Origin of the sequence: Acinetobacter sp. YH01011, from assembly GCF_013420785.1 — a bacterium.
In the GTDB taxonomy this organism is placed as follows: domain Bacteria; phylum Pseudomonadota; class Gammaproteobacteria; order Pseudomonadales; family Moraxellaceae; genus Acinetobacter; species Acinetobacter towneri.
The window spans coordinates 90,264-116,867 of record NZ_VOYG01000008.1; the positions used below are offsets into that span (position 1 = coordinate 90,264).

Consider the following 26,604-nt stretch of genomic DNA (forward strand, 5'->3'; position numbering starts at 1 on the left):
GATTTTTGAGTTCAAGGCATACAATTAAAAAATCAAAAGGTCGATAAACCACTCCATTCCATAAAGCGATACAGCGCATATTTCCACTTCGACTCATCGGCATAAACCGCATAATCCACACTCATATTTTTACCCTCAAGGTTTGACCATGCGGTATTAAAATAGTGTTGAGCATCCTGAAATACAGGGTCTTGCACCTGTCCGACCACACGCAAGTTGCTTTCTAAATTATAGTTTTTTAAATTACGTGCGGTGAAATTAGCAGAACCTAAAATCAACTCAGCCTGTGTGGCATTCGATTTCATCAGCATTTTATTGTGGCATTGCTCACCTTGGGTATTACACCAACGTACCTTCACCCCTGCAGCATGTAATTCTGCCGCCACCTGTCGGTTTGGAATGCCATTTTTTTCACGTCCAAAAGCATCTTTATTCGGGTCGAGTAATACCCGCACCTGTACGCCACGTTGCTGTGCAGCAATCAGTGCCTTGATGATTTGTCGCTCCGATAAATAGAACATCGCCAAATCCAGATGTTCTTGCGCTTTGGTCTGCCGAATCAGTGTCAAACTGCCCTCTAAAATGGCTTGTTCAGTGATGACTTGCACTTGAGGATAAGACGAATCTGCCTCAAACTCCCCCACAATCACCCCAGACAGATTGCCCTGCGACATACGCGCGACGGCTTGTTCTGTTTGCAACACATCTACTGCGGTATTGCCCGTCACCAATAAAGCGCTGTTAGAATGACGTGAACTGCCATCATGTGGATTAAACGACGTGACCAATGCTTTCCAGCCTTCGGCGGTATCGACCACCATGGTTTTACGATGGTTGGCTTTAAAATTAAGCAAGCTGAAATAACTACGTAAGGTAATTTTATCTTTGCCGAAAGGACTGGGTAGCCAACCCTTTTCAGCATTATTTGGAATGCCCTGACAGCAGAGATACCAAAACCCCGACCACAGCGGATTCGATGCGCGTAGCGGGGTTAAATCTGTTTCAATCACATCAATACCTGCCTGACGCAATTGACGATAATGTTCAGGTGCAATGCCACCATATACCGAATTAATGGGATCAGTAATGACTTTGATTTCAATATTTGGCTGCAGCTGACGTTTATGAATTAAAGCATCGGTGAGTTGCTGTGTCAGTGGCTGATGCTGCTGTTTAGATGTTCCCACTTCAGGATTAAACAAGAACATATCCAATACAATGGTGCTTTGTGCTGCATCAACCAGCTCTAAAATTTCATTAAAAATTTGATGCTGTTGTTGCTGAACACCTTGCGCGTCGATATAGGTCTGATCGGCAATAAATTTAATAGGCGCATGACGTAACTTTCCAGTGTAATTCAGCCCTTCGGGCAATGGTTTTAAGCTGTGGTAGGTCGCAGACGCCAAATAACCTAAAGCCAGAAAACTTATAATAAGTCCCACATACGCCCGAGGCGACCAATTCAATTTTTGATGAATTCGCTGAAAGATACGCATAACAAAAAACCTAGTCCGATGCGCTCAGACTAGGTTTAATTGTTTGGATTTTCAAGAGGATTTCTGTGTTTTCACGCAGACATCCTGCTCAAAGCAAATTGAATTTTAGAAGCCAAATTCCACGCCTACTGTAAAGTTACGACCCACTTGTGGAATATTCGACAAGAATGAGGCATGTGAATACACTTCATCATCGAGCAAGTTGTTGGCTTTAAAATACACACGGTAATCTTGTTTGTTGGCATAGTTGCCCGCATAAGCGACACCAACATTGACCATATTATAGCCTGCTGTTTCTTGCTCTAAATAAGCAACCTTGTCTTGTTTGAAGACACGATAGTATTCCGCCATACCCGACCAACCATCGGCAAAGTTGGCATCTACTTTAGTCCCTAAACGCCCTGCAGGTACGCGTGGTGCGTTTTGATTGTCAATTTCACCACGCACATAATCACCAAACACACTGAGTTTATAATCTGAGCTAATCTGATACCCTAGCTTAGCTTCTGTACCATAAAACTTGGCTTTGTCTTGTTGATAATCAATTAAACGGAAAGTTTCTATATGGTCGGTGGTTGCACCATAAATATAGTTATCAAACCAGTTATGATAGACATGCAACGAATAATCCAGTTTGTCAGCTTCATAGTGCAAACCAAGTTCTAAATTATTCGATTTTTCCACATCTAAATTTGCATTGCCACGCTCATAGGTGTTGGTTGCAAAGTGGATGCCATTTGCATAAAGCTCTTGTGCCAACGGTAAACGCTGTTGGTGTGAACCTGTAAGGGATAGTTTATAGTTAGGTGCAAACTGCCAGTTGGCTGCGGCAGAAGCAGATACACCTGTATCTGAATAATCTTTTTTCTGAGCATCGACATCAATTTTTTGATGTTCAACCCGTGCACCGAGTTCAACATGCACATCGCCAAATTGTTTATGCTCTAAACCGAATAAACTATATTTTTGAGTTTTGGTATCAGGCATAGGTACGGTTTCGTGAGAATGATCGCCGTGTTGTTCTACTTGTCCAGTTAAATCAATTTTTTGCTGACTATACTGTGTACCAAACACCCCTTCCCAACCCGCAATAGGTTGATGAACCAACTCTAATCGAGCATCGTAGCCTTTACTTCTAAAGTTACTGATGACTTTATTTTCTTCTAATTCATCATGCTCATAATCGGTAAAGCTGGCATGCGCACGAAGTTTCTCAAAGCCTGCAAAGGGCTGATCAAGTTCAGTACGCAAATCATAACGGTGTGATTCCAAATCAATCCACGGGCCACCATGTGCATGTTCATCGTCGTCTCCCTCATGAGAAGGGCATTTAATGATATTTCGATTGTCATGATCTGGTCCACAACCATGATATTCATGACTATGCCCAGGCAAACCATATTTGTCTTGACGGTTACTGTACGACAACCCCACAAAACCACGGTCATAAATCCATGATCCACCAATATTCACTGTTTGTCCTTCGGCAAAGGTATTGTCTACACGACGTTCTTTTACCAACTCTTCATGTTCATGTGTATGGGTTGAGCCATCTGGTTCAACATGTACTTCTGTATGATGATGCTCTACCCAATAGTTTGGGGTAATGTAATCATTGGCTTTACGTTTTGAACCTTCAATACGCAGCGCAAACTGATCACTCAATGCGGCAGTTACCCCCGCACTCACTAGCTTTTCATCGCTACCTGTGTTGTAACGTAAACCTACCTGTCCTTCTAAACCATTATTTGGCATTTGAGTTGGAATTTTTTGATCGGTCACATTGACTAAGCCACCAACCGTTCCTGCACCATAAAGTAATGTTGATGGGCCACGAATAATTTCAACTTGTTTGGCTAAAATTGGATCGACAGTGATAGCATGGTCAGGTGAAAGTGTAGAAACATCGGCAGTTTCTGAAGCATGTTGCAGTACTTTAACTCGTGGGCCATCTTGTCCACGAATTACTGGACGGCTAGAGCCTGAGCCATATTGATTGGAATATACACCTAGCTCATCTGCCATCGCATCACCAATGGTGGTACTGCGCTCTGCCAAAGTTTTTTGATCAATCACATGATCGGCCACTGCAAAATCTGCCGCAGTTTGCACCAAAGGATGTGCTTGTAACTGAATGGTTTCCAGTTGTGTACTACTGCTTTCAGTATTGGCAAATGCTGCAGGTATCAGCACTGAAAAAATGGAAAGTGTTATTAAATTTTTATGGAACGACATGACCCATGCTCAAATTAGCAAAAATAATTGATGTTATAATATAACACTTCATTAACATTGCAATAAAAAACATTGTTCCTCTGTATTCTCCATTAAGCTGTTCATCACAATTTATTCTGATTTTTTATATTCTTTACTTTGAATTGATATGCCCTTTACGCTCTCACATGCGGTACTTGCCCCACCACTCGCCAAGCTTTCAGGACAACGTCTGCCTATCGCTGCACTCGCTATAGGTACGATGTTGCCAGATTTACACCGTCTGTTTACTTTGCGTCATGATCCCACTCCACATTTATGGTCAGCATTGCTGTATCCAAATTTATTATTGGGTCTTGTCTTTTGTGCGCTGTGGTATTTACTCTATCGCCCTGCATTGTATCGCTTTGTGGGCGTGCATCACCCGTTAAATCTAAACACGATAAAATCTGTACTTGGGTTTGTATGTGGCTTGATTCTGGCCTTACTGATTGGCAATGCCACCCATTTAATTTGGGATGGTTTAACCCATCACGACTTTCGTAGTTTTGCCTTTCAGGATTTTTTAGCGCAATCGGTACAATTAGGCACAGGTATTTATCCGATGCATCGCGTACTACAAATTGGCAGTTCTATTTTGGCGTTGCCTTTTTTGTTATGTATGAGCCTGCATTATTATCGCAAGCATCGGCAGGTCAGTTCTGTAAGCAAAAAAATTCGCGTTTATGCCATCGCTCTCATTCTCTTGTCGATTGTATGTGGTGGTTTTTCACTTTGGGATTATGCGCGTTATATCCCCGATGCGACTTGGCAAGCCGAACTATATTATTTTACAGGACGTGCCATCAATGAGTTTACCCAAGGTGCCTTACTCATGTTGAGTTTGGGCTGCCTGTTATTTTTGTTTTTAGATTTTCAAGGACGCATGGAATAAACGCTCTATCGCCCTACTTCTGTCCTCTTCTGCCTACATTCTTCAGTTTGAAGCAGATTCCTGCTAAAAACCCGCTGTTTTTGCAGTAGGTTCTTGTCGCCACATGCCCAAAGAGGCATAATCCTACCTTTGCTAAAGGCGGTGCGCTGTTTACGTATTCGCTTCCTTAACCCATATAGTTGGATTTTTAACGCTATGATGCGAACTCATTATTGCGGTTCTTTAACCGAAGCTCAAATTGATCAAACCGTGACCCTGTGTGGTTGGGTACACCGTCGTCGTGACCACGGTGGTGTAATTTTCCTAGACATGCGTGACCGCGATGGTCTTGTGCAAGTCGTAATTGACCCAGACACTCCAGAAGCATTTGCAACTGCAGACAAAGCACGTTCAGAATTTGTATTAAAAATCACAGGTCGTGTACGTCGTCGCTATGCAGGCACAGAAAATGCTAATATGGTCAGTGGACAAATTGAAGTTTTAGGCAAGGAAATTGAAGTTCTTGCAGCATCTGAAACACCTCCGTTCCCATTGAACGATGAAAATACCAACATTTCAGAAGAAATTCGTTTGAAATACCGTTTCTTGGACATCCGTCGTCCAGAAATGTTAGATCGCTTACGTTTCCGTTCTAAAGTCACCAACCTAATTCGTAACTATTTAGACGATCATGGTTTCTTGGATGTTGAAACACCAATTTTAACACGTGCAACGCCTGAAGGTGCGCGTGACTATTTAGTACCAAGCCGAGTATCTAACGGTAGCTTCTATGCCCTGCCACAATCTCCACAATTATTTAAACAATTGTTGATGGTGGGTGGTATTGACCGTTATTACCAAATCGCTAAATGTTTCCGTGACGAAGATTTACGTGCAGACCGTCAGCCAGAATTTACTCAAATCGACATTGAAACATCGTTCATGAGTGACGATGACATTATGGATTTGATGGAAGGCATGACCGTGAAGATGTTCGATGAACTTCTAGGCGTGAAATTCGACAAATTCCAACGTATGCCATATTCGGAAGCGATGCGTGATTATGCGTCTGATAAGCCAGACCTGCGTATTCCACTGAAATTAGTAGACGTTGCAGACTTGATGCAAGACGTTGAGTTCAAAGTATTTGCTGGCCCAGCGAAAGATCCGAAAGGTCGTATTGTTGCGCTTCGTGTTCCTGGCGCGGGTTCATTGCCACGTAGTGCAATTGATGAATACACCAAATATGTTGGCATATATGGTGCAAAAGGTTTGGCGTATATTAAAGTCAATGAGCTTGAAAAAGGCATTGAAGGCTTACAATCTCCAATTGTGAAATTTATTGAGCCAATCGTGCTTGATTTATTAAAACGTGTAGGCGCTGAAAATGGCGACATCGTATTCTTTGGTGCAGATAAAGCCAAAGTGGTCAACGATGCAATGGGCGCACTGCGTGTCAAAATCGGTCACGATTTAAACCTTGCAACTTGTGAATGGGCACCGCTTTGGGTGGTTGACTTCCCAATGTTTGAAGAAACAGATGATGGTAAATGGACCTCTGTGCATCACCCATTCACCTTGCCAAAATCAAGCGTTGAAGATGTAAAGAGCAACCCAGGTGAAGCTTTATCTGTTGCGTATGACATGGTATTGAACGGTACCGAAATTGGTGGTGGTTCACTGCGTATATATACTTTAGAAATGCAAAAAGCGATTTTTGAAGCTTTAGGTATTGAAGAAGAAGAAGCCGAAGAGAAATTCAGTTTCTTGTTGAATGCATTGAAATACGGTGCGCCTCCGCACGGTGGTTTGGCATTTGGTTTAGACCGTTTGGTGATGTTGATGACAGGCGCATCGTCTATTCGTGATGTGATTGCCTTCCCGAAAACCAAGACGGCTGAATGTCCATTGACTCAAGCACCTGCACCAGTTGAAGCGACTCAATTGCGTGATTTAGGTATTCGTTTACGTGAAAAACCAAAAGCAGAATCTCAAGAATAAGTTTTGAGAATGTGAGAAGAACCCTGCAAATTTGCAGGGTTTTTTATTAACTTCAATTTGGATAAATTCCAAGTTGAACAATAAAAATAATAATTACTTTACTTGGCTAATAGCAAAACGATTACACTGCACTATGCTAAACTGGCTAATTATGAATAACATTGAATAATTCAATTTCATACCTCATTTTATTTTGTTTTAAGGCTTCTGATCATTTTTCTTGTGGAACAAGCACGTTCGGGTTCACAGCAAAATTCATGCTTCATTTGTGCCTTATATTTTGAGATCGGCTGTCTGATGTACTTAATTTTAAAAATAATATCTGTCTTTCCATTACGCCTGCTGCAAGCAATTGCAATGATGGCTGCTGGTCTTATTTATTATTTTAATTTATCTATCAAACGCATCACTGCAATTAATATTAAACTGGCTTATCCAAAGCTTTCATCTGCCGAACAAGAACAACTCATAAAAAAGAGTGTACAAAGTCAATGTCTCAGTTATCTAGAGTTTATTAAATGCTGGGGAATGCCACCAAATTACAGTTTGAATCTGCTAAAAAATGTTTATGGTGAAACGGTTTTAACTGACGCTCTTGCAAATAAAAAAGGAGTTATCGTGGTAGTTCCTCATTTTGGTTGCTGGGAGTTACTCAATGCATGGCTCAGTGTATATACAGCCCCCATGATTATGTATAAGCCCAATAAAAACAAAGGGATAAACCGATATTTACTAGAAGCTCGAGAAAAATTTAATGCCACTTTAGTACCCACCAATGAAACTGGTATTCGTTCTATTTTTAAACATTTGAAACACGGCGGTTTAACAGTCATTTTACCAGATCATTTACCCAAGCCATCTGGTGGTATATATTCTGCTTTTTTTGGGAAAAAGACTTTATCCCTCACGCTAGTTTCTAAGCTTGCAGCAAAAACACAGTGCAATATTATTGGTTTAAGCTGTATTCGAAGTCCAGATTTAAGATATTTCAATATTCACTGTCAAAAATTGCCAGATGCTATTCTGTCTCAAGATTTACAACACTCTGTAGACTGTCTAAACCTTTCAATGCAAAATATGATTGATCAAGCACCTGAGCAATATATTTGGTCATACAAGCGCTTTAGAAATTGCTTGGGCAATGTCAATATGTACCGTAAAGAGTAGATTTTTTTAATACGTTTGCTCTTTTTGCACGTGTAAAACCAAGATTTAGGTTATTCAATTGAGATCAATTTTCAACAATGGCATAATAGTGCTTCATTTTGAATTTTGAGTTGAGCGTTATTATGGCTATGCGTCCTGCAGTTCGTAATCGTGGCATTATGCTAATTGTATTTGCTGTCGCTCAATGGTTATTCATGCGTTATATTCTGGCCAATAACCTGTTTGCCTTAGACACCAATGACCGTATTTTGTACTTTAGCTTAAGTTCTATTGGCGGTGCCTTTGTGATTTTTGTGGGGCTGATTTATATGGTGTTAGCGGGGAATGCGGATAAAGAGTGATAAAAATTTAATTTACTTTGTAACAGATATTTTTATTCTAATAGTGTTTTTATGCATCCAAAATTTTATTTCGAATACCCGATCGACTGGATTAAAGATAACAAGCAATATCAAATTATCTTTATTCAAAATATTATTAAAAGTTGTTTAGAGTTAGAAGCTGAACTTACATGTATACCTACAAGCTTCCCATCTTATGGTATAAAGCGCCTTACCCCTCAAGACCTACTTATTTCATTCCACTCTTTCGAAAATCCAGAGAATGTACTAAGTTATAAAGAAGCTCCTATAAATGGGCTATTTAGTTTTGATAAAACAGGATACGCAGGGTGGAGCGATATAGTCAAAAATTTTGATCAACATAAGGATAATATTGATAAAATTAGTATTAACGATGCAGATAAAACTATTCAGCATTATAAAAAACAATTATTAAGCGGTGACTCTAAGCACCCTCAAATAGTAGATAATACTCCTCTTCCCGATAACTATATATTATTCCCTTTACAAGTTCGTACGGACAGTGTAGCTATTCATGCTAATTTGGATATGATTGAAGTTATTCAATTTATATCTATTCTTGCAAAAAAGTATAAAAAAAATATCGTTGTTAAAACTCACCCTTATTGTAATTCTGAAGCAGTAAAATCTATACAATTTATTGAAACCGAAAATAATCCCTACTTTTATAGCAGTAACGCACATATCATCAAATTAATTGAAAATGCTGATAAAGTTTTAGCTTGTAATTCTGGAGCTTCGCTAGAAGCTCTCATTCTAGGTAAAGATGTTTATTGTTTTGGACAAAGTGAATGGTATGAAATTACGAATAAAATTGAAAGCTTAGAAATACTAGAAAATATTTTTAAACTACCTACTAAAAAAGAGCTAAATCACTTCCAAAAAAAATATATAGCATATCTACTAAAATATTACTGGATAAAATATGATGATATAACTTCAATAAAAAATATTCTTATAAAATTTAAAACACCGTTAGGAAAACTTCCCAATAATCACGATCTTTATAGCGAGTTAACTCAAAATCTTTTAACTAAACAAATTGATCTTGCAGAAAGAGAAAAGAAAATTGAAATAATTGAAAAAGACTTTATCTACATGCAGAAAATTCTCAATTATTTCAGACGCAGACCATGGAAAGTTATAAAATATTACATCTTATCTCGAATTCATAAACTTAGAAAGAAACAATGACTCTGATATTTCCAAATATGATTACACTTCCAAATCTACTTTTTGAAAAGGAGCTATTAAATCTTATAAGTTTCATATTTAAATTTAGCTAAATTCTTTCGTATCCCTGAGCCATATTTACTTTTCAGCGTTGATGTATTATCAACTCTTTCATTCTCAATCAAACTTAAACTTTTATTACCCTCACCTTTCTCAATAACTGGGTGATCAACAAGATAAGTCATTAAAATATTTGTAGATGAGTCAAAATCATATAGATAACTCCAATCATCTGCACGTCTAGCTGGTTTATGATATTCCAATAAAGTTTTCGCCATTTTTCGATCTACAATATAAGATACTGTATAATTTACTCGATGATAAAAATCAGGAACTACCTTTAAAACTTTTTTATCTAATAGACTAAAATCACAAAATTCCCCTCTAACTTTACGGCATTCTTTCATTTGAATACCACCTATACTTAATAATAAATTTTTGGGTAAATCTATCTTATTTAGTCCGTCACTCAGCATTTGATATGAAAGATCATTTTTCAAAATAGCATCATCTTCTAAAATTAATGCAAACTCATCACTAGTTTCCAAGAACCTCTTTAATGCTGCCAAATGTGATAAGGTACAGCCTAACTCACCTGGTGTTAATGGCTTATCACGCCCTTTAACAGCTAATTCAAAATATTCTTTTGCGGAAAGTTCTCCCCCCTTCACCCCAACTTTTGTATATTCTAAATTTCCATTCTGAAAAAAAGACTGACATAAAAATGTATTTAGTCTTAGAGAGTTTTCTTCTTCGATACTAATAACAAAAACTTTCATACATATAAGCCAATACTGTATTGCTGAACATAATATCTAATGTAGAATTAGATAGATAGTCTTATATATCCAATTTTTATGATGCGTACAATTTTAAAGAAATGGTATAAATTTCAACAAAACCAACAAGCAAAAAAATTTAATTCACACTGGTATATGCGTTTTGGTTGGTTAGACGAATCCTTTAACAATCAAAAACAGCTAAAAGATCTTTTTGAAATTCATTCACCTCAAAAATTCACTTTTGCTGATTGTTTTTATGCACAAGAGAATAATCAACACTTTATATTTTTTGAAGAAGTAGATGATGTTCATCCCGTGGGCTTTTTATCAGTCTTAGAGGTTTTTAAAGATGGAAGCTACTCAAAGCCACAAACTATTTTAAAATTGGACTATCACCTATCTTATCCTTGTGTATTTAAGGTAGAAAATAACTGGTACATGATTCCTGAAACCAGTGCTAATAAAACTATTGAACTATGGAAATGTACTGATTTCCCTCTCAAATGGGAAAAACATTCAAACTTATTTGAAAATATTGATGCTGTAGATACCACTCCTCTTCATCATGACGGGATGTGGTATTTATTGACGTCCACACGTAGAAACTGCAAAAAATTTGGTGACCGTTTAGATATTTTCTTTACTGAAGATATTTTAAATCCTAACTGGCAAGAACACCCACAAAATCCAGTCTGCAAAGGTCATCAGCAATTCAGAATGGCTGGTAAGCCTTTTATTTATAAAGAAAAACTTATACGACCTAGTCAAGACTCATTAAAGCGTTATGGTGGAAATATTGAATTCAAAGAAATTCTTGAACTTAGCCCAACCTCATATAAAGAGCAACTTTTAGAAGTTGTTTTACCCACATGGAACAATAATGATGATGGTTGCCATACAATAAATGTTGAACATAATTTTGTAGTTTTAGATGCAATACGCTTATCAGTTAAAAAGTAAATAAGCCCAAAACAACTATTTTAGCAAATGCTCATAAATATTGAGCGTTTGCTGTGCCATAGCTGTAACAGTTAATTCTTGCTTTGCTTTCATAAATAAAGGGGAGAAATCTTCTTGTGCTTGTACAGTTAAAGCATTTTCTATTGCTTGTTGCAACTCTTTCGCTTGTCCAATATTTGCAAGATATGGCTCTGGCAACCATTCAATAACACCATTTACACGAGTAGATGCCATCGTTTTATTTGCTTGTAAAGCTTCAACCATCACTAATGGAAATCCTTCACGATCCGAGGACAATACAACAACATCAGCGATTTGGATTAAATCACGAGCATCTGTCCTAAAACCTAAAAAAGCAACACGATCTTGCATTTTTTGTGCTGCTGTTTGTTGTTCTAAATCTGATCGCAATGACCCATCACCAACAATAAAAAGATGTGCATCTATATTAGACATTGCGTGAAGTAGTAAACTTATATTTTTTACAGGCTCTAAACGTCCGATACACATTACTATTTTTTTAGAAGAATTTAATAAAGAATGTTGAATGTAGATTTCCGACTTTAGTTGTTGTTTTTGCTCGTCAGATAAATTTGGTTGTGTATATACCCCATTATAAACCACATACGCTTTTTCACTAGGAATTCCCTGCGTTAAAGCCTGACTAACTGCAATAACGGCATCTGCAAAAGTATAAATTGATTTGTTCTTTTTCGTACCATGGACTGTTGTTACAAATTTAACAGGTTTTAGCCATGTTCTTATTTTAGAGATCAATTCAGCAGCTTTTCCTGCTTGTGCATGTACAATATCTGGCTGAATTTTATTAATAATAGATTTTAGCTGGCAAAGTAAAAATATATTCCAACGACTACGAGAAAAATCTACAGCATGAAAACATACATGCGCATTAAATTTATCCGCGTAGCAAGGGTGTGCAATAATATGTACTTCATGTTGCTGAGATAATTCATTAACCAAGTTAAAAGTGTGTTGTTCTAAACCACCAACACCACCACTTGTTGCCAAAACTTGAACAATCTTCATAGATTATCCTGTTTATTTTTCATTTTTTGATGTTGCTCAAATAATTTAGCTTCCTTTAAAAATGCATAAAAAGCATTTACCATGCTGTTTACAAAGCCTCTCCACCCATTTAAGCAGCTACGTCTAATAAAATAAGACTTTATAAAAGTAAGAGGCATAACTAAAACCAACTTTAATAAACTCGGCACTTTACCTTTTTGGTATTTTTCTTGTGCTTTTAATTCAGAATATTGATTATTCTTTTCAACTTTAACAAAAATACTTGATTCACCATAATGGTAAATATCACCTTCTGCACGAACACTCTGACCATCTACAATCACATTTTCATGCACTTTATTTTCCAAGTCATATCGCCCTTTAGATTTACGAAAAAAACGTACCTTGGCATGCTTTTTTGTATATTTACTATTGGGAACACCTAAAAACACATCGTTAATTGGTGTAATTAAAGCATCCAATTGATTACTTTGTATCGTTTGCTCAATTTCAGCTTTTAATTCAGAAGATAAAACTTCATCACCATCTAAATTTAAAACCCAATCATTTTTACATTGCGCTAAAGCTAAGCTTTTTTGACCCGCATACCCCTGCCAATCTTGATGAGAAATTCGCGTATTGGGAAATGATTCTGCAATAGCATAAGTAAGATCTGTACTGCCTGAGTCTAAAATAATGACCTCTGAAAAGTCTTTTACACTTTCCAGTGTACTCTCAAGCCATTCAGCACAATTTAAGGTTACGATATAAACACTACACGGAATCATAATTTATAACGTCCTTTGGCTAAAGCAATACGCATTTGCAAAGCATTCATTGCGCCATGTGTACTGACACGTGGAATATTAAATTGGTTAGTTTCTGTATAAGCTTCTACTTTTTTACGTGTAGATACAGCATTTTTAAAACCAATTTTTTTTGCCATTTGTTGATGTTTGTCATTAAAACGCCCAAATGGATAAGCAAAGCTTGGACATTTCCCTACTAAAACTTCTACATCTTTTTTTGATGCCTGCATTTCTGCAAATGCTTCCTCATCAGATAATTTCAACAAATTTACATGATGCTGAGTATGTGCACCAAACTCAATTAAGCCCGAAGCTGACATTTCTTGAATTTGTGCTGTATCTAACTTCTCAATACCTTCAATTTGTGTTGCTAAATAAATTGTTGCTTTCGCATTATATTTTTTGAGTAAAGGAAATGCATATTGGTAGTTATCCTGAAAGCCATCATCAAATGACAGGGCAAAAACATTACTCTGCCCCTCATACTGGTCAAGTTCGGAAACGAAACAAAAAACAGCCTGTTTTTTTACCAAATACTGCAACAACTGTTCAAATTTAGCCGGTGGCATATTCATACCTGAAGCTTCTGCATGGGGAGTTACTTGATGCAACATCACAATACGTGGCAATTTCGCACTGCGTAATGGTAACCAAAAGGTATAATTACCTAATAAGTAAAGTATTGCAGCAAAAACAATTAAACCAAGTACCACATAAATAAACCACATTAGATATACACCTCATGTGCCCACTCATATGCTTCAGATAAAGGCTGATCAAAAGTAACTTCAAGCATAAATTGAGTAATACGTTTAGCATTAAAACTATGACGCGTTTTGCTCCAACCCAATTCTGCAATTTTTCTTGCCTCATCAGGATGATCTGCATAGTACTTAATTTTTTCAGCTAAATCATTTTGGTCGTTAAAATAGACAATTTCTTGTTCACTATACAGTTTTTCAAAATCAGGGATACGAGGGCTAAAAGTCAATAGGCCATTACCCGTTAACTGCACAATACGATCTGAACTGTATAAAGTTACATCGTTTTTACGTGAATAATTTAACCCCATACGCGCTTCTGAAAGCACTTTATAATAACCTTTTCCATACACGCCAGCTTGCTCAAAACAACCATAATATTGGTATTTCAATGAATGTGCTTGGAGAGTATTTGCCAAGTCTTTCAAAAATTTTTCACGTTCTGGCTCTTTATAAACAACACCACAGAATATAAATTCTTTATCAATATTTGTAGATTCAAATTGTTTTAGTATTTCAACATTTGAATGCCCGACGTTAGGAAAATAAGCTACTTTTAAATTTGGCTGTTTCAATTTTTGAAGATATTCTCCACCAGTCGTACAAAAAATAGCATCTAAATATGGAGAAAATTCACGAACAAAACCAAGTTTTTGCTCCAAATACAAAGGATCAACATACCAAAATGCAATTTTTGTCTTTGGGAATTGTTGCTTTATCTCTTTTAACACCGTTGGACTCATTAAATCGCTATGTCCAATCAAAACTAGATCTGGTTCTAAATTAGAAACTATTTTAAGAACTTCTTTATTTGCCCAATTTGCCCCTAATTTTTTTGTTTTAAAAATAGTTCCCATTCTAGCCATATCACGAAAACTAAAGTCATATACAAAATGACCATTTTCAATCAAACCCGCAGAAATCTTACGGTCAGTACAATAAAAATGAGAACCTTGTTTGTTAAACCCAAAATTTGCAATATGTAATATTTTCATAAATCACTCAAGAAACAAATGAATGTTCCATTTATAGATTGGTATATTTTAATCATTGTTAAAAAAGAATAATAGGATATAAACTAGTCCATCATAAAAATTTAAACAACTACATCTCATTTACCTAGCATCCTATTCGCCACACGCTCAGCTTCTTTAAAAGCAGTAGTAGAATATAATTCAGCAATTTGTCTAGCATTCGATACAAGTTTCTGATCAATCAAATGCTGTACCGAACGCGTGATACGATCCTCTTTCGCTCGATCTATCTGAATAAGCCCCACTTTACAGCCTGCGGTGAGTGCCTCGTATATCATAGATACACTATCTTCAGTCACCCATACAGCTTCCGCTTTTTGCATCTCTTCAAAAATCCAACCCTGCGGCGTTTCTTCAACTGGAAAAATTTGTAGTCGTGAAGCAAAACTTTGCTGAGCCAATGTCGCTAAAAAATCTGCAGGTGTACGCCTAGAACTCGTCAAAATAATCTCACACTGCATATTCTGCTGCACGATCTGCTCAATCGCAGACAACACCTTATCTGCATTCCATACATGCCGTTTAGATGAACCACCTAATGCAATCAAAATACGGTTTGCTATGTGTCGCTGCTCATTTTCAATTGGATTCAGCGCACCTTGTGTAACAATCACATTGCCCTGTTCAGTAAGACCATCATGTTCAGGAATAATCACATGATCAAACCAAGACAATGGAAAATTTGGCTTCATTAAAATTACAGTTTTCGCTTGCGGAAAAACCTTGCCCATCCAAAAAACACGGAATTGCGTATGACTGCCTACCCCAAAAATATAATCAGGTGGCTGCGATACTGCAGCATGTTTTTGTTTTTTATATGCAGTCAATAAACTCAAGAGTGGTAGCTGATCAATTGAAATTTCTTCAAAAGTTAACTCAATATTTGTTTGCTTGTGCATTGCCTTAAAAAGACCCAATGCTTGAGAGCGATGACCTGCCTTGCCATCGCTCACATATACAATATGCATATTCACCCACCAGATCTAAAGCACGAATAGCATCATTTTACTAGATCAAAGCATTTAAAGTAAGCAAAGCTACATATCCTCAATGACTCGAAATATAAACTTCATTGAACTGTCACAAGGCTTGAATCCGCCTTTTCAGATTCAATGAGTAATTGAACCGCTCTTTCTCTAATTTCGGGGGTATAGTTTGGTTTTTTCATCGGAATAGTCTCTCAGAATATTGAGTCTCCGACAAACCCGGTACGGTTCAAATTGCCTTAATAGATTGACCTTGTTGATGAAGTATTTGGATTGTCACTGCTTGCTCCAAAGTTAACATGTTGAGCAGTCCAAAAAGACCACTATATTAACCAAGGGGGTCAATTTTCAAATGCTGTTGGGGGGTCATTTTTACATTGCCGCTAACAGTAAATTCCATGAACTGCATGTGACCAGGAAAAGTCAGGTCGCTGAACAGGCATTAGTGCTGATTCAGAAACTGTATGCCATAGAAGCAGAACTCAGGAAAAAGACGGATGGTACAGCGGAAGACCGCCGCGAATACCGACAACAGCATAGCCAACCAGTGATGCAACAACTATATGAATGGCTCAACCAACATCATCTGACGGTGCCATCGAGTTCTCCCACCGCCAAGGCCATCAATTACACTCTGAAGCGTTGGCCAGCTTTAAGCCGCTATCTGGATGATGGCAATCTACCTATTTGCAATAATTGGGTCGAGAATCAGATGCGTCCCTGGGCGTTGGGGCGCAAGAACTGGCTGTTTGCTGGCTCGCTGCGCAGCGGCCAGCGAGCGGCGAATATCATGACTTTAATCCAGTCAGCAAAGCTGAATGGCTTGGATCCGTATGCCTATTTAAGTGATGTGCTGAAAAGGCTGCCGACGCATAAAGCGACCCAAATAGAAGAATTACTGCCACATCGCTGGAAATCCAACTCAAATTAAAAAATAGGCATGGGGTTCAGCGGACGCTTACAGCGCAAGGAGTGAAAACACAGTTCTGAGCGAAGCGCAAGGCACGTAACATCCTTTACTTCACTCATAAAAAAACCCTTATATACAATAAGGGTTTTTTAAAGATTAAACTAAAACTTAGTTTTTCTCTTTGTCTACGATTTTGTTTGCTTGGATCCAAGGCATCATCGCACGTAACTTGTTACCCGTTACTTCAATACCGTGAGCCGCGTTTTGACGACGACGAGCAGTCATTGATGGGTAGTTCAACGCACCTTCTTGGATGAACATTTTCGCATATTCACCAGATTGAATACGTTTAAGTGCATTGCGCATTGCTTCACGTGATTGTTCGTTAATCACTTCAGTACCCGTTACATACTCGCCATATTCAGCGTTGTTAGATACTGAATAGTTCATGTCAGCGATACCGCCTTCGAACATCAAGTCAACGATCAATTTAAGCTCGTGTAAGCATTCGAAGTAAGCCATTTCTGGTGCATAACCAGCTTCAACAAGAGTTTCGAAGCCCATTTTAACCAATTCAACAGCACCACCACAAAGAACTGCTTGCTCACCAAATAAGTCAGTTTCAGTTTCTTCACGGAAAGAAGTTTCGATGATACCTGTACGACCACCACCTACACCTGAAGCGTAAGAAAGTGCAACGTTACGTGCATTACCAGAAGCATCTTGATGAATCGCGATAAGATCAGGAACACCTGAACCACGTTGGAATTCAGAACGTACAGTGTGACCAGGTGCTTTAGGTGCAACCATGATTACATCTAAGTCTGCACGTGGAACAACTTGGTTATAAAGTACAGAGAAGCCGTGAGCAAATGCTAAAGTTGCGCCTTGCTTGATGTTTGGCTCAATCACGTCACGATAAAGTTGTGATTGGAACTCATCTGGAGTCAAAATCATAACTAAGTCAGCTTGAGCAACAGCAGCAGGAACTTCAGAAACTTTAAGACCCGAATTTTCAGCTTTTTTCCAAGAAGCAGAACCAGCACGTAAACCTACAGTTACGTCTACGCCAGAATCTTTAAGGTTAAGCGCGTGCGCGTGACCTTGTGAACCGTAACCAATGATCGCTACTTTCTTAGATTGAATGATAGATAAGTCGCAGTCTTTATCGTAAAAAATTTGCATTGCTGTCTCCGCTAAAATGCTTAGGATTCCTATCTTACTCAAGTACTTGTCTATTCAGTACTTCAGTAAGCTCTCCATCCTTTGAGATGGAATGAATTCGATGAGTAAAATTAACTATGAAATTTAGTTAAATGGTTAAAACTTTTTCGCCGCGTGCGATACCAGACACACCTGAACGCACAACTTCTAAAATGGTGTTTTCAGCAATCGCGTCAATAAAACCATCTAGTTTTTCAGTTGTACCCGCAAGCTGCACCGTATAAGTCGTTGGTGTGACATCCACAATTTGACCACGGAAGATGTCTGCAGTACGTTTAATTTCAGCACGTGCAGCACCCGATGCTTTGACTTTAATCAGCATCAATTCGCGTTCAATATGCGGGCCTTCTGACAGGTCGACCACTTTAACCACTTCAACCAATTTATTCAGTTGTTTGGTGATTTGCTCAATTTTATGATCATCACCATAAGTTGTAAGCGTTAAACGTGAAAGTGTTGGGTCTTCGGTTGGCGCAACGTTTAAAGTCTCAATGTTATAACCACGTTGAGAGAATAAACCCACTAAACGAGAAAGCGCACCTGATTCGTTTTCAACGAGAACGGAAATAATGTGTCTCATTCTGTGCGCTCCCCTTTACCTAACCACATATCTTTCATGGATTGACCCGCAATTTGCATCGGATAAACATGCTCTGTACGGTCAACCATTACGTTAATGAATACGCATTTGTCATTAATCGCCATCGCTTCTGCAAGCTTAGACTCAAGCTCATCGGCATGGTTAATTTGAATACCAACGTGACCATAAGCTTCCATCAATTTAGGGAAGTCAGGCAATGAGTCAACATAAGAACTTGAGTGACGACCTTCATAATTCATATCTTGCCATTGTTTAACCATACCTAAAGCTTGGTTATTTAAGCATAAGATCTTAACGTTTAAACCATATTGCTTACAGGTAGAAAGCTCTTGGATACACATCTGAATAGATGCTTCACCTGTAATACATACAACCTGTTGATCTGGATAAGCCAGTTTAGCCGCCATAGCATACGGTAAACCTACACCCATAGTTCCCAAACCACCAGAGTTCAACCATTGACGTGGACGCTTGTACTTATAGTAGTTCGCGCCAAACATTTGGTGCTGACCTACGTCAGAAGTAATGATCGCATCACCATTGGTCACTTTGTCTAAAGCTTCAACCACTTGTTGCGGCTTCATCGTGCCATCGGTTGGTTTGTCATATTTCAAACCATGAACTTTACGCCATTCATTGATCTGATTCCACCATGCAGCAATCGCTTCAGGGTTTGGCTTGGACACATTTAATTGCTTCAATTGAACCAACATTTCCTGAAGTACAGGTTCAACCGCACCTACAATTGGAATGTGTGCCATGATGGTTTTTGAAATTGTCGCAGGGTCAATGTCAATATGAATGACTTTGGCATTTGGACAGAATTTTGCAGGGTTATTGGTTACACGGTCATCAAAACGTGCACCAATACACAAAATCACATCGGCATTGTGCATGGTCATGTTGGCTTCATACGTACCATGCATACCCAACATACCAATAAATTGTGGATCATTACCCGGGAACGCGCCCAAGCCCATTAATGTATTGGTTACAGGGAAGCCCAAGATGTGTGCAAGTTCAGTCAATTGCTCAGAAGCATTGCCTTGTACAACACCACCGCCTGAATAAATCACAGGACGTTTGGCATTTAATAGCTCATCAATTGCTTTGCGAATTTGACCTGAGTGACCACGATGCGGCGGTTGATACGAACGCATCTTCACTTTTTCTGGGTATTCGTAAGCAAATTTTTCTGCTGGGTTGGTTGCATCCTTAGGAATATCAACCACCACAGGACCAGGACGACCTGAAGATGCAATATAGAATGCCTTCTTAATCACTGAAGGAATTTCGCTTGCATGACGCACTTGGAAACTGTGTTTTACAATCGGACGTGAAATACCCACCATATCGGTTTCTTGGAAGGCATCTTCACCAATTAAGTGTGTTGCAACCTGACCAGACAAAATCACCATTGGGATTGAGTCCATATAAGCTGTTGCAATTGGAGTTACCGTGTTGGTTGCACCTGGACCTGAAGTCACCAGTACCACACCTGTTTTACCTGTTACGCGCGAGTAGGCATCTGCCATATGACCAGCAGCTTGCTCATGGCGCACAAGGTAATGATTAATTTTGTCTTGTTGAAAGAACGCATCGTAAATATGAAGTACTGCGCCGCCTGGGTATCCAAAAACATGTTCAACGCCTTCGTCCGCCAATGCGCGAACGAGCATTTCACCACCAGATAAAAGTTCCAACGTGATTCACCCTAGTCTTGTCACTGCAAAATGGGAGACACCTGCAGTGTTTTGTTCATTAATTCCTGCACTGTTATAGCACACATATTTCATAGTTTTCATGGCAATAGGAAAAATTTCTGATCTGATTACCGTATAAGCAATATGAGATCTAAAATGTGTTGGGGTAAACACATTTTATAAGCTTTGTTCAGCTTCTCGGCTAGAGAAGTTGCCCATTGCATGACATGACACTTATTCGAAGGGTGATCGATCTAAGGCACATAAAACTAAAGTGTGCATTTTTGTAGTTTACCCGACTAAAGTCAAGTTTAAAAATCGGCTTTTTCTGCTTTATTGATAAACTGGGCATTTTTTACGCTTTTGTCATCCATCACAATTTAATCCAAAGTCCAATATTTCCATATAAAACAAATAACTTTCAGATATTTGCTGAATTTTTTATAATTTTTTCATATCACATACATAAAAATAAAGAATGAATTAAAAAATATATAAATCGCTTGGTTATGATTCACCAACGCATTTCAGCTTATTTTAACTTGCAAATAGACAAGTCAATGCTCCAATTTTAAATAGGCGATATTGCAGATAAAAATCATCGAAAAATTGTCAATAAATCCTAGCTTCATGGGGAATTATTGCTAAAATTTAGCCAACATGATTTTTTGTAATTGGTTTTCTGCCATTTACCCTTTTTGCTCAGGACTTCCAAACATGAAAACGCCAATGATCCGCTTGAGTTGTCTTTCTGCAAGCTTGATTTTAATTTTTGCCACTAGCTCAGTTTCTGCAAAACAATATTACAAGTGGGTCGATGCAAATGGTTCAACCCATTACACCACGACACCGCCGCCAAAAACTGCCAAGAAAAAAGGCAAAGTCGACACCTATGGCTGGAGAAATTCAGCACCAACCGTTGCCACTCCTGCAAATCCTGCTGACAACCCTGCACCTACTGCTGCAAATACAACAAACCAACATGCGACACCTACCACAAATCATCCTGCAGGAAATCCAGCTATGGATCAGCAACAACGTGAAGCCAATGCAGCTTTAAATCAGGCACAACAAGAACGTGCCAACCCACAAGTTTTTTAAGTTTTAAGCCATAAAGTACGACTCGCTTAAATTTTCCTGCACAATCCAACGCGCAAAATTCAATTTAGCTGCATTTTGCGCTATGCTGTGTGACACACTTTTTTTAACCGTTTATTCCTGATTTAACCTTATGACTACTCACATTGACCCTGAATATCAAGCCAGTGCGATTGAACCCCAAGTCCAAAGCGACTGGGAATCTCGCAAAGCCTTTAAAGTTGCCGACACAGTCGAAGGTCCACATCGTTATATCCTCTCGATGTTCCCTTACCCAAGCGGCAAACTGCACATGGGTCACGTGCGTAACTACACCATTGGTGATGTAATTAGCCGTTTTCACCGTTTAAAAGGTGAAACCGTCTTACAACCTATGGGTTGGGATGCTTTTGGTTTACCTGCAGAAAACGCAGCGATTGCGCATCAGGTTGCCCCAGCTAAATGGACTTTTGAAAATATCGCCTACATGCGCGACCAATTGAAAAAACTAGGTTTGGCAATAGATTGGGATCGTGAATTTGCCACTTGTACTCCAGAGTATTACCACTGGGAACAATGGTTATTCGTGCAACTGTATAAAAAAGGGTTAATTTATCGCAAACTCTCGACAGTCAACTGGGATCCTGTCGATCAAACAGTTTTGGCCAATGAACAGGTCGAAAATGGCCGTGGTTGGCGTTCAGGTGCATTGGTAGAAAAACGCGATATTCCAATGTACTACTTCCGCATTACCGATTATGCCCAAGAATTATTAGACGATTTAGAAACTTTAAAAGATGGCTGGCCACAGCAAGTCTTGACCATGCAACGCAACTGGATTGGGCGTTCGCAAGGGATGGAAATCACATTCCCATCGGCAAATCCTGAAATTTATGCAGATGGTCTGACTGTATTTACAACGCGTGCTGACACGTTAATGGGTGCAACTTATGTGGCTGTTGCTGCAGAACATCCAATGGCGTTAAAAGCAGCAGAAAACAATGCACAATTAAAAGCCTTTATTGAAGAATGCCGCATGGGTTCTGTGGCAGAAGCTGACCTTGCCACTGCCGAGAAAAAAGGCATGGCGACTGGCTTATTTGTGAAGCATCCAGTAACAGGTAAAGAATTACCTGTGTGGATTGCCAACTATGTGTTGATGTCTTACGGTTCTGGCGCGGTGATGGCTGTACCTTCACACGATGAGCGTGATTTTGAGTTTGCCAATAAATTCCAATTGCCAATTATTCAGGTGATTGATGCCAAAGGTGCAGACGATGCGGACTTTGACACAACCCAATGGCAAGAATGGTACGGTTCTAAAGAAGGTAAACTGGTCAATTCAGGCGAATTTGATGGTTTAGATTTCCAAGCGGCTTTTGATGCACTTTTAGCGAAATTAGAGCCACAAGGCTTAGCCAATGTAAAAGTACAATTCCGTTTACGTGACTGGGGTGTTTCACGCCAACGTTACTGGGGCTGCCCAATTCCGATGATCAACTGTGAAAAATGTGGACAAGTTCCAGTTCCAGAAGATCAGCTTCCTGTCATTTTACCTACCGATGTTGTGCCAGATGGCTCAGGCAACCCGTTAAATAAAATGCCTGAATTCTATCAAACTACTTGCCCATGCTGTGGTGGCGAAGCACGTCGTGAAACCGATACCTTAGATACTTTTGTAGAATCATCTTGGTATTATGCACGTTATGCATCTCCAGATTTTACAGGTGGTATGGTCAAGCCTGAAGCTGCGCAAACTTGGTTACCAGTTAATCAATATATTGGTGGTGTAGAACACGCCATCTTGCACTTATTGTACGCGCGTTTCTTCCACAAACTTATGCGTGATGAAGGCGTGGTACAAGGCAATGAGCCATTTACCAACTTGCTGACTCAAGGCATGGTCTTGGCTGACACCTTCTACCGCGAAGCAGAAAGCGGCAAGAAAACTTGGTTTAACCCTGCCGATATCGAGCTTGAAAAAGACGAAAAAGGTCGCGTTCTTTCGGCTAAATACATAGGCGATGGTCAAGCGGTGATTGTTGGTGGTCAGGAAAAAATGTCGAAATCGAAAAACAACGGTATCGACCCGCAAGCGATTATTGACCAATACGGTGCAGATACTGCACGTGTGTTTATGATGTTCGCAGCACCACCTGATCAGTCTTTAGAATGGTCAGATGCAGGTGTAGAAGGTGCTAACCGCTTCTTAAAACGTGTATGGCGTTTGGCGGCAGGCTTCCTTGAAAAAGGCAGCAATGCAACGACTATTGAAAGCAGCAAACTTGCCACAGCAGCGCAGGACTTACGTCGCAAAACCCATGAAACCATTCAAAAAGTGGGCGATGATATTGAGCGTCGTCATGCGTTCAACACTGCAATTGCAGCATTGATGGAACTCTTGAATGCTTGCAACAAGTTTGAAGCGCAGAACGAACAAGACCTTGCGGTTGAACGTGAAGCAATTGTGACTTTATTGACCTTGCTTGCGCCATTTGCACCACACTTGAGCCAAACCTTATTGGTAGAGTTCGGAATTGAATTAACCTCTACCCTATTCCCTGTGGTCGATGAGTCTGCATTAACCCGCAATACTCAAACTATTGTGGTGCAGGTAAATGGTAAATTACGCGGCAAGCTTGATGTAGCGGTAGATGCATCTAAAGAAGACATTCTTGCACTTGCCAAAGCGTTACCAGAAGTACAACCATTCTTGACTGGGCCAACCAAGAAAGAAATTGTGGTACCGAATAAGCTAGTGAATTTGGTGGTTTAAGTGCTTTTAAACCTCCCTTTTTTAAAGGGAGGTTTGGAGGGATTTTATAAAACAATCCCCCTAAACCCTCCTACAAAAAAGGAATTAAAACAATTTCCAAACAAAGCCCGTTGTCAGTCAACGAGCTTTGCACCTACAATCAAGATATTCTCAACTTCCGCTTTTAAACTTTCAAGAATATTACAGAGGACAGCACATGCACTTTAGCCAACGTCTAGCAGTCATTGTTTTAACTTGTGGACTCAGTGCTAGCTTAGTCGGCTGCGGTTTTCATCTTAAAGGCACCAATCCAAGCATTGCACCTGTGGCTTATTCAAAAATGAGTCTGGCTTTACCGAGCAATGCTGAAGAATTAGAAGAAAAACTTTCCATTCACATGGGTACAGCGGGCGTACAACTCAGCAATGACCCTAATGCCTATGTACTGCGTGTACTTGACTATACGCCACGTCGCTTGGAATTGAATGGCAAACTGGTAGAAACCTTATTGCGTTTGAGTGTGACTTTCCGTATTGAAGATGCGCAAGGCAACCCGATCACCGAACCTCGTACCGTCATGGCAACGCGCAGTTATCAATACGATGTCGCAACTGTGAATACCGATGATCAGGAACAAAAATTCTTAAAAGAAGTCATTATTGATGATGTAGCACAGCAAATTGTGCGTCAAATTTCATCTAATCGTTTACCTTTGGTCAACCCACCTGTGTATTCAAACCCTAAATAAGTTTTCGAGTGCGAATTTTTTATGAAACTTGACTATCTACAAGCCCTCAAACGTGTCGATGAAGCACGTGGCGTATGGATTTTGCATGGTCAAGAACCCTTACTCGAACAAAACTTGCTGGATGCTTTTCGTGCCAGTTGGCAAAAACAGGATATTGAACGTCAGCGTTATGATTTAAATAGCGTTAGCGATTGGAAAAATGTATTCAATGCCTTAAACAGTCTGTCACTGTTTTCGAGTCAATTGGCGGTTGAAGTACACGGCAATATCAAGCCCGATGCCAGCACACTAAAACAACTGAAAAGTTATATTCAGCACAATGAACAAAACTTGCTGTTGGTAGTGATGCCAAAACAGGACAGCAATAGCCTGAAATCCAGTTTTTTTCAATTGATTGATGCCAATGGGGTCAATGTTGCACTCACGGCGAATTATCCTAAAGATCGGCAGCAGATTTTAGGTTTGGAAGCAGAAAAGCTTGGCATCCAATTGGGACATGATGCGTGGCAATGGTTGGAACAACATCATGAACACAACCTTTTGGCTGCCAAAAATAGCTTAATGCGGGTCAGTGACACCTTTCCTGAAATTCAGCAGATTCAGATTGAACATTTACATGCCTGTTTACAAGATCAATCTCGTTATAGCACTTATGATTTAAATGATGCTTTACTGACGGGAAATCTAGCGCAAGCTATGAAAATTTTTCAATACCTCATGGCTTCGGGTGAAGCCATGAGTTTAATTTTGTGGAGCATCAGCAAAGAAATGCGCTTACTGATGCAATTATTTGAACAACCACAAAATGCTTTGCAACTGGGTATTTGGAAAAACAAAGTCAGTGTGTATCAGCAAGCTTTGCGACGTTTAAATCCAAATAGTTTCTTGCAATGGCCTGCTCTGTTATTGCGTATTGATGCCGCCATTAAAGGGATGTCCAAGGAAAACCCTGAACATCTGGTGCTACAAGCCATTACAGAACTCTGTGGTAAAACACTGTTCGCTTCTCACTCGGCTTAATTTAGCAGACTTCATTAAATAAATTTTAAAGTCAGCCACTTATCGCAAGATTAGCTAAAGAAACGTGCAAACCAACTTTTACCTTTTTTCTGTTCCTGCGAACGCAAATAATGCAGCATATTGTCGCGTACCGCATCGACATAATCCTGATCATCATGCTGAATATGGTTAATCAACCATTTAGACAACAAACGATACAAATCATGTTCTACCGATTCGCCATTGGCAAAACGCTGACGGCAATCATTCAAACGCTTCACAAAAAGTTCGTGAATACCACGATGTGATGGTAAGTATTGATAATTGACCTGTGACAACAAGTTTTCTTCAAAGCTAAAATGCGATTGCGTATAGTCAATCAAGTCATCCAAGACTTCTTTGATTTGCTCCCGCGCACCTGTCGCCCGAATTTTTTCCAGCGCATTAATATAGTCCAGAATTTGTCGATGTTGATTGTCAATCACATCAATTCCGATATTAAATTTCTCACTCCACTCCATGATTTACCCTCAGATTTTTTGCTTAAAGTCGTGTTTTATTGCATCGTCCCGATGCCGTATTATCCTAATGATTAAATCCATAATTATTTTATGGAATTTGATACTAGCCGCTTTTAATTTTTAAATCCATATAGAAAATAAGGTTTTTTAAGCAACTTAGACCATAGTTGTATTTTTCAGCATTTATCATAAAAATTCATAAAATTATCATAGAGATGAAACCAACTATCCCACCTCGTTAACAGATGCTATTTTCACTTTTTTATGGATGTAATACCGTACTCAGACTGTATTAAATCTAGCTCAAACCACTAATAAATAA

General features: G+C 39.1%; 22 protein-coding genes and 1 pseudogene. 11 read left to right on the top strand and 12 right to left on the bottom strand.

From position 1 onward, the window contains the following. Nucleotides 1-32: 32 nt before the first annotated feature. Together FTT78_RS07195 and znuD are read right to left on the bottom strand one after the other, a co-directional pair. On the bottom strand, nucleotides 33-1,496 hold the full coding sequence (locus tag FTT78_RS07195) for a phospholipase D family protein (RefSeq protein WP_131260775.1): 1,464 nt from the start codon (nucleotides 1,494-1,496) through the stop codon (nucleotides 33-35). A gap of 105 nt (nucleotides 1,497-1,601) precedes the next feature. Then, nucleotides 1,602-3,731 (bottom strand): zinc piracy TonB-dependent receptor ZnuD, encoded by a 2,130-nt coding sequence (gene znuD / locus FTT78_RS07200; RefSeq protein ID WP_180043953.1) that lies wholly within the window; start codon nucleotides 3,729-3,731, stop codon nucleotides 1,602-1,604. A 148-nt stretch (nucleotides 3,732-3,879) separates the two neighbouring features. Here znuD and FTT78_RS07205 point away from each other — a divergent pair, with 148 nt between their 5' ends. The 5 genes from FTT78_RS07205 to FTT78_RS07225 all read left to right on the top strand — a co-directional run bounded on the left by FTT78_RS07205 (nucleotide 3,880) and on the right by FTT78_RS07225 (nucleotide 9,347). Beyond that, nucleotides 3,880-4,644, top strand: coding sequence for a DUF4184 family protein (locus FTT78_RS07205; protein ID WP_180043950.1), 765 nt, complete (start codon nucleotides 3,880-3,882; stop codon nucleotides 4,642-4,644). Nucleotides 4,645-4,839: 195 nt separating this feature from the next. Continuing rightward, on the top strand, nucleotides 4,840-6,624 hold the full coding sequence (aspS, locus tag FTT78_RS07210; protein WP_131260778.1) for an aspartate--tRNA ligase: 1,785 nt from the start codon (nucleotides 4,840-4,842) through the stop codon (nucleotides 6,622-6,624). A gap of 297 nt (nucleotides 6,625-6,921) precedes the next feature. Continuing rightward, nucleotides 6,922-7,791, top strand: a complete 870-nt coding sequence (locus FTT78_RS07215; protein WP_180043990.1) for a lysophospholipid acyltransferase family protein — start codon at nucleotides 6,922-6,924, stop codon at nucleotides 7,789-7,791. A gap of 122 nt (nucleotides 7,792-7,913) precedes the next feature. Continuing rightward, nucleotides 7,914-8,132 (top strand): hypothetical protein, encoded by a 219-nt coding sequence (locus FTT78_RS07220; protein ID WP_104852495.1) that lies wholly within the window; start codon nucleotides 7,914-7,916, stop codon nucleotides 8,130-8,132. A 51-nt stretch (nucleotides 8,133-8,183) separates the two neighbouring features. Next, nucleotides 8,184-9,347 (top strand): hypothetical protein, encoded by a 1,164-nt coding sequence (locus FTT78_RS07225; RefSeq protein WP_180009020.1) that lies wholly within the window; start codon nucleotides 8,184-8,186, stop codon nucleotides 9,345-9,347. A gap of 56 nt (nucleotides 9,348-9,403) precedes the next feature. On the opposite strand, the gene FTT78_RS07230 is transcribed toward FTT78_RS07225, so the two are convergent. After that, the gene (locus FTT78_RS07230) at nucleotides 9,404-10,165 is read right to left on the bottom strand and encodes a glycosyltransferase family 25 protein (protein WP_180009018.1); all 762 of its coding nucleotides are present in this window, start codon (nucleotides 10,163-10,165) and stop codon (nucleotides 9,404-9,406) included. A 78-nt stretch (nucleotides 10,166-10,243) separates the two neighbouring features. Between FTT78_RS07230 and FTT78_RS07235 the strand changes: the two genes are divergently transcribed. Further along, complete coding sequence (locus FTT78_RS07235; RefSeq protein ID WP_180009016.1) at nucleotides 10,244-11,128, top strand: hypothetical protein; 885 nt, start codon at nucleotides 10,244-10,246, stop codon at nucleotides 11,126-11,128. A 15-nt stretch (nucleotides 11,129-11,143) separates the two neighbouring features. On the opposite strand, the gene FTT78_RS07240 is transcribed toward FTT78_RS07235, so the two are convergent. The 5 genes from FTT78_RS07240 to FTT78_RS07260 all read right to left on the bottom strand — a co-directional run bounded on the left by FTT78_RS07240 (nucleotide 11,144) and on the right by FTT78_RS07260 (nucleotide 15,726). Then, a complete protein-coding gene (locus FTT78_RS07240) occupies nucleotides 11,144-12,175 on the bottom strand; it encodes a glycosyltransferase (RefSeq protein ID WP_180009014.1) in 1,032 nt (343 codons plus the stop codon). Further along, a complete protein-coding gene (locus FTT78_RS07245; protein WP_178318719.1) occupies nucleotides 12,172-12,942 on the bottom strand; it encodes a glycosyltransferase family 2 protein in 771 nt (256 codons plus the stop codon). Before FTT78_RS07245 ends, FTT78_RS07240 begins: the two co-directional genes overlap by 4 nt. After that, on the bottom strand, nucleotides 12,939-13,691 hold the full coding sequence (locus FTT78_RS07250) for a polysaccharide deacetylase family protein (protein WP_180009012.1): 753 nt from the start codon (nucleotides 13,689-13,691) through the stop codon (nucleotides 12,939-12,941). The genes FTT78_RS07245 and FTT78_RS07250 overlap by 4 nt, the downstream gene beginning before the upstream one ends. Further along, nucleotides 13,691-14,719 carry a glycosyltransferase gene (locus tag FTT78_RS07255; protein ID WP_180043948.1) on the bottom strand — a complete coding sequence of 343 codons (1,029 nt, stop codon included), beginning with the start codon at nucleotides 14,717-14,719 and terminating at the stop codon, nucleotides 13,691-13,693. Before FTT78_RS07255 ends, FTT78_RS07250 begins: the two co-directional genes overlap by 1 nt. Nucleotides 14,720-14,835: 116 nt before the next feature. Next, nucleotides 14,836-15,726, bottom strand: coding sequence for a mitochondrial fission ELM1 family protein (locus FTT78_RS07260; RefSeq protein WP_180043946.1), 891 nt, complete (start codon nucleotides 15,724-15,726; stop codon nucleotides 14,836-14,838). A gap of 400 nt (nucleotides 15,727-16,126) precedes the next feature. On the opposite strand from FTT78_RS07260, the pseudogene FTT78_RS07265 reads away from it, so the two are divergent. Beyond that, nucleotides 16,127-16,675, top strand: a pseudogene (locus FTT78_RS07265) (IS66 family transposase); the annotation flags it as partial. Between the two features lie 147 nt (nucleotides 16,676-16,822). On the opposite strand, the gene ilvC reads toward FTT78_RS07265, so the two are convergent. From ilvC to FTT78_RS07280, 3 genes are all read right to left on the bottom strand, one after another. Beyond that, nucleotides 16,823-17,839: a ketol-acid reductoisomerase gene (gene ilvC / locus FTT78_RS07270; protein ID WP_004974988.1), complete on the bottom strand. Its 1,017-nt coding sequence runs from the start codon at nucleotides 17,837-17,839 to the stop codon at nucleotides 16,823-16,825. 127 nt (nucleotides 17,840-17,966) lie between these two features. After that, a complete protein-coding gene (ilvN, locus tag FTT78_RS07275) occupies nucleotides 17,967-18,458 on the bottom strand; it encodes an acetolactate synthase small subunit (RefSeq protein WP_004974986.1) in 492 nt (163 codons plus the stop codon). Beyond that, nucleotides 18,455-20,182, bottom strand: a complete 1,728-nt coding sequence (locus FTT78_RS07280) for an acetolactate synthase 3 large subunit (protein ID WP_096902629.1) — start codon at nucleotides 20,180-20,182, stop codon at nucleotides 18,455-18,457. Before FTT78_RS07280 ends, ilvN begins: the two co-directional genes overlap by 4 nt. A 729-nt stretch (nucleotides 20,183-20,911) precedes the next feature. Between FTT78_RS07280 and FTT78_RS07285 the strand changes: the two genes are divergently transcribed. From FTT78_RS07285 to holA, 4 genes are all read left to right on the top strand, one after another. Next, nucleotides 20,912-21,283: a DUF4124 domain-containing protein gene (locus FTT78_RS07285; RefSeq protein WP_373682945.1), complete on the top strand. Its 372-nt coding sequence runs from the start codon at nucleotides 20,912-20,914 to the stop codon at nucleotides 21,281-21,283. Nucleotides 21,284-21,413: 130 nt separating this feature from the next. Continuing rightward, nucleotides 21,414-24,035 (top strand): leucine--tRNA ligase, encoded by a 2,622-nt coding sequence (leuS, locus tag FTT78_RS07290; protein ID WP_180043944.1) that lies wholly within the window; start codon nucleotides 21,414-21,416, stop codon nucleotides 24,033-24,035. 196 nt (nucleotides 24,036-24,231) lie between these two features. Beyond that, nucleotides 24,232-24,762, top strand: coding sequence for an LPS assembly lipoprotein LptE (gene lptE / locus FTT78_RS07295; RefSeq protein ID WP_180043942.1), 531 nt, complete (start codon nucleotides 24,232-24,234; stop codon nucleotides 24,760-24,762). Nucleotides 24,763-24,783: 21 nt separating this feature from the next. Further along, complete coding sequence (holA, locus tag FTT78_RS07300; protein ID WP_154320342.1) at nucleotides 24,784-25,782, top strand: DNA polymerase III subunit delta; 999 nt, start codon at nucleotides 24,784-24,786, stop codon at nucleotides 25,780-25,782. A gap of 50 nt (nucleotides 25,783-25,832) precedes the next feature. On the opposite strand, the gene FTT78_RS07305 is transcribed toward holA, so the two are convergent. Then, complete coding sequence (locus FTT78_RS07305) at nucleotides 25,833-26,282, bottom strand: bacteriohemerythrin (RefSeq protein ID WP_004974971.1); 450 nt, start codon at nucleotides 26,280-26,282, stop codon at nucleotides 25,833-25,835. Nucleotides 26,283-26,604: the final 322 nt, after the last annotated feature.

Coding starts and splice junctions, on each gene's coding strand:
- FTT78_RS07225 (WP_180009020.1), top strand. CDS start 8,184: ATGCATCCAAAATTTTATTTCGAATACCCGATCGACTGGATTAAAGAT.
- FTT78_RS07285 (WP_373682945.1), top strand. CDS start 20,912: ATGATCCGCTTGAGTTGTCTTTCTGCAAGCTTGATTTTAATTTTTGCC.
- holA (WP_154320342.1), top strand. CDS start 24,784: ATGAAACTTGACTATCTACAAGCCCTCAAACGTGTCGATGAAGCACGT.
- FTT78_RS07195 (WP_131260775.1), bottom strand. CDS start 1,496: ATGCGTATCTTTCAGCGAATTCATCAAAAATTGAATTGGTCGCCTCGG.
- FTT78_RS07230 (WP_180009018.1), bottom strand. CDS start 10,165: ATGAAAGTTTTTGTTATTAGTATCGAAGAAGAAAACTCTCTAAGACTA.
- znuD (WP_180043953.1), bottom strand. CDS start 3,731: ATGTCGTTCCATAAAAATTTAATAACACTTTCCATTTTTTCAGTGCTG.
- FTT78_RS07250 (WP_180009012.1), bottom strand. CDS start 13,691: ATGTGGTTTATTTATGTGGTACTTGGTTTAATTGTTTTTGCTGCAATA.
- FTT78_RS07255 (WP_180043948.1), bottom strand. CDS start 14,719: ATGAAAATATTACATATTGCAAATTTTGGGTTTAACAAACAAGGTTCT.
- lptE (WP_180043942.1), top strand. CDS start 24,232: ATGCACTTTAGCCAACGTCTAGCAGTCATTGTTTTAACTTGTGGACTC.
- FTT78_RS07215 (WP_180043990.1), top strand. CDS start 6,922: ATGTACTTAATTTTAAAAATAATATCTGTCTTTCCATTACGCCTGCTG.
- FTT78_RS07245 (WP_178318719.1), bottom strand. CDS start 12,942: ATGATTCCGTGTAGTGTTTATATCGTAACCTTAAATTGTGCTGAATGG.
- FTT78_RS07220 (WP_104852495.1), top strand. CDS start 7,914: ATGGCTATGCGTCCTGCAGTTCGTAATCGTGGCATTATGCTAATTGTA.
- aspS (WP_131260778.1), top strand. CDS start 4,840: ATGATGCGAACTCATTATTGCGGTTCTTTAACCGAAGCTCAAATTGAT.
- ilvN (WP_004974986.1), bottom strand. CDS start 18,458: ATGAGACACATTATTTCCGTTCTCGTTGAAAACGAATCAGGTGCGCTT.
- ilvC (WP_004974988.1), bottom strand. CDS start 17,839: ATGCAAATTTTTTACGATAAAGACTGCGACTTATCTATCATTCAATCT.
- leuS (WP_180043944.1), top strand. CDS start 21,414: ATGACTACTCACATTGACCCTGAATATCAAGCCAGTGCGATTGAACCC.
- FTT78_RS07240 (WP_180009014.1), bottom strand. CDS start 12,175: ATGAAGATTGTTCAAGTTTTGGCAACAAGTGGTGGTGTTGGTGGTTTA.
- FTT78_RS07260 (WP_180043946.1), bottom strand. CDS start 15,726: ATGCATATTGTATATGTGAGCGATGGCAAGGCAGGTCATCGCTCTCAA.
- FTT78_RS07235 (WP_180009016.1), top strand. CDS start 10,244: ATGATGCGTACAATTTTAAAGAAATGGTATAAATTTCAACAAAACCAA.
- FTT78_RS07305 (WP_004974971.1), bottom strand. CDS start 26,282: ATGGAGTGGAGTGAGAAATTTAATATCGGAATTGATGTGATTGACAAT.
- FTT78_RS07205 (WP_180043950.1), top strand. CDS start 3,880: ATGCCCTTTACGCTCTCACATGCGGTACTTGCCCCACCACTCGCCAAG.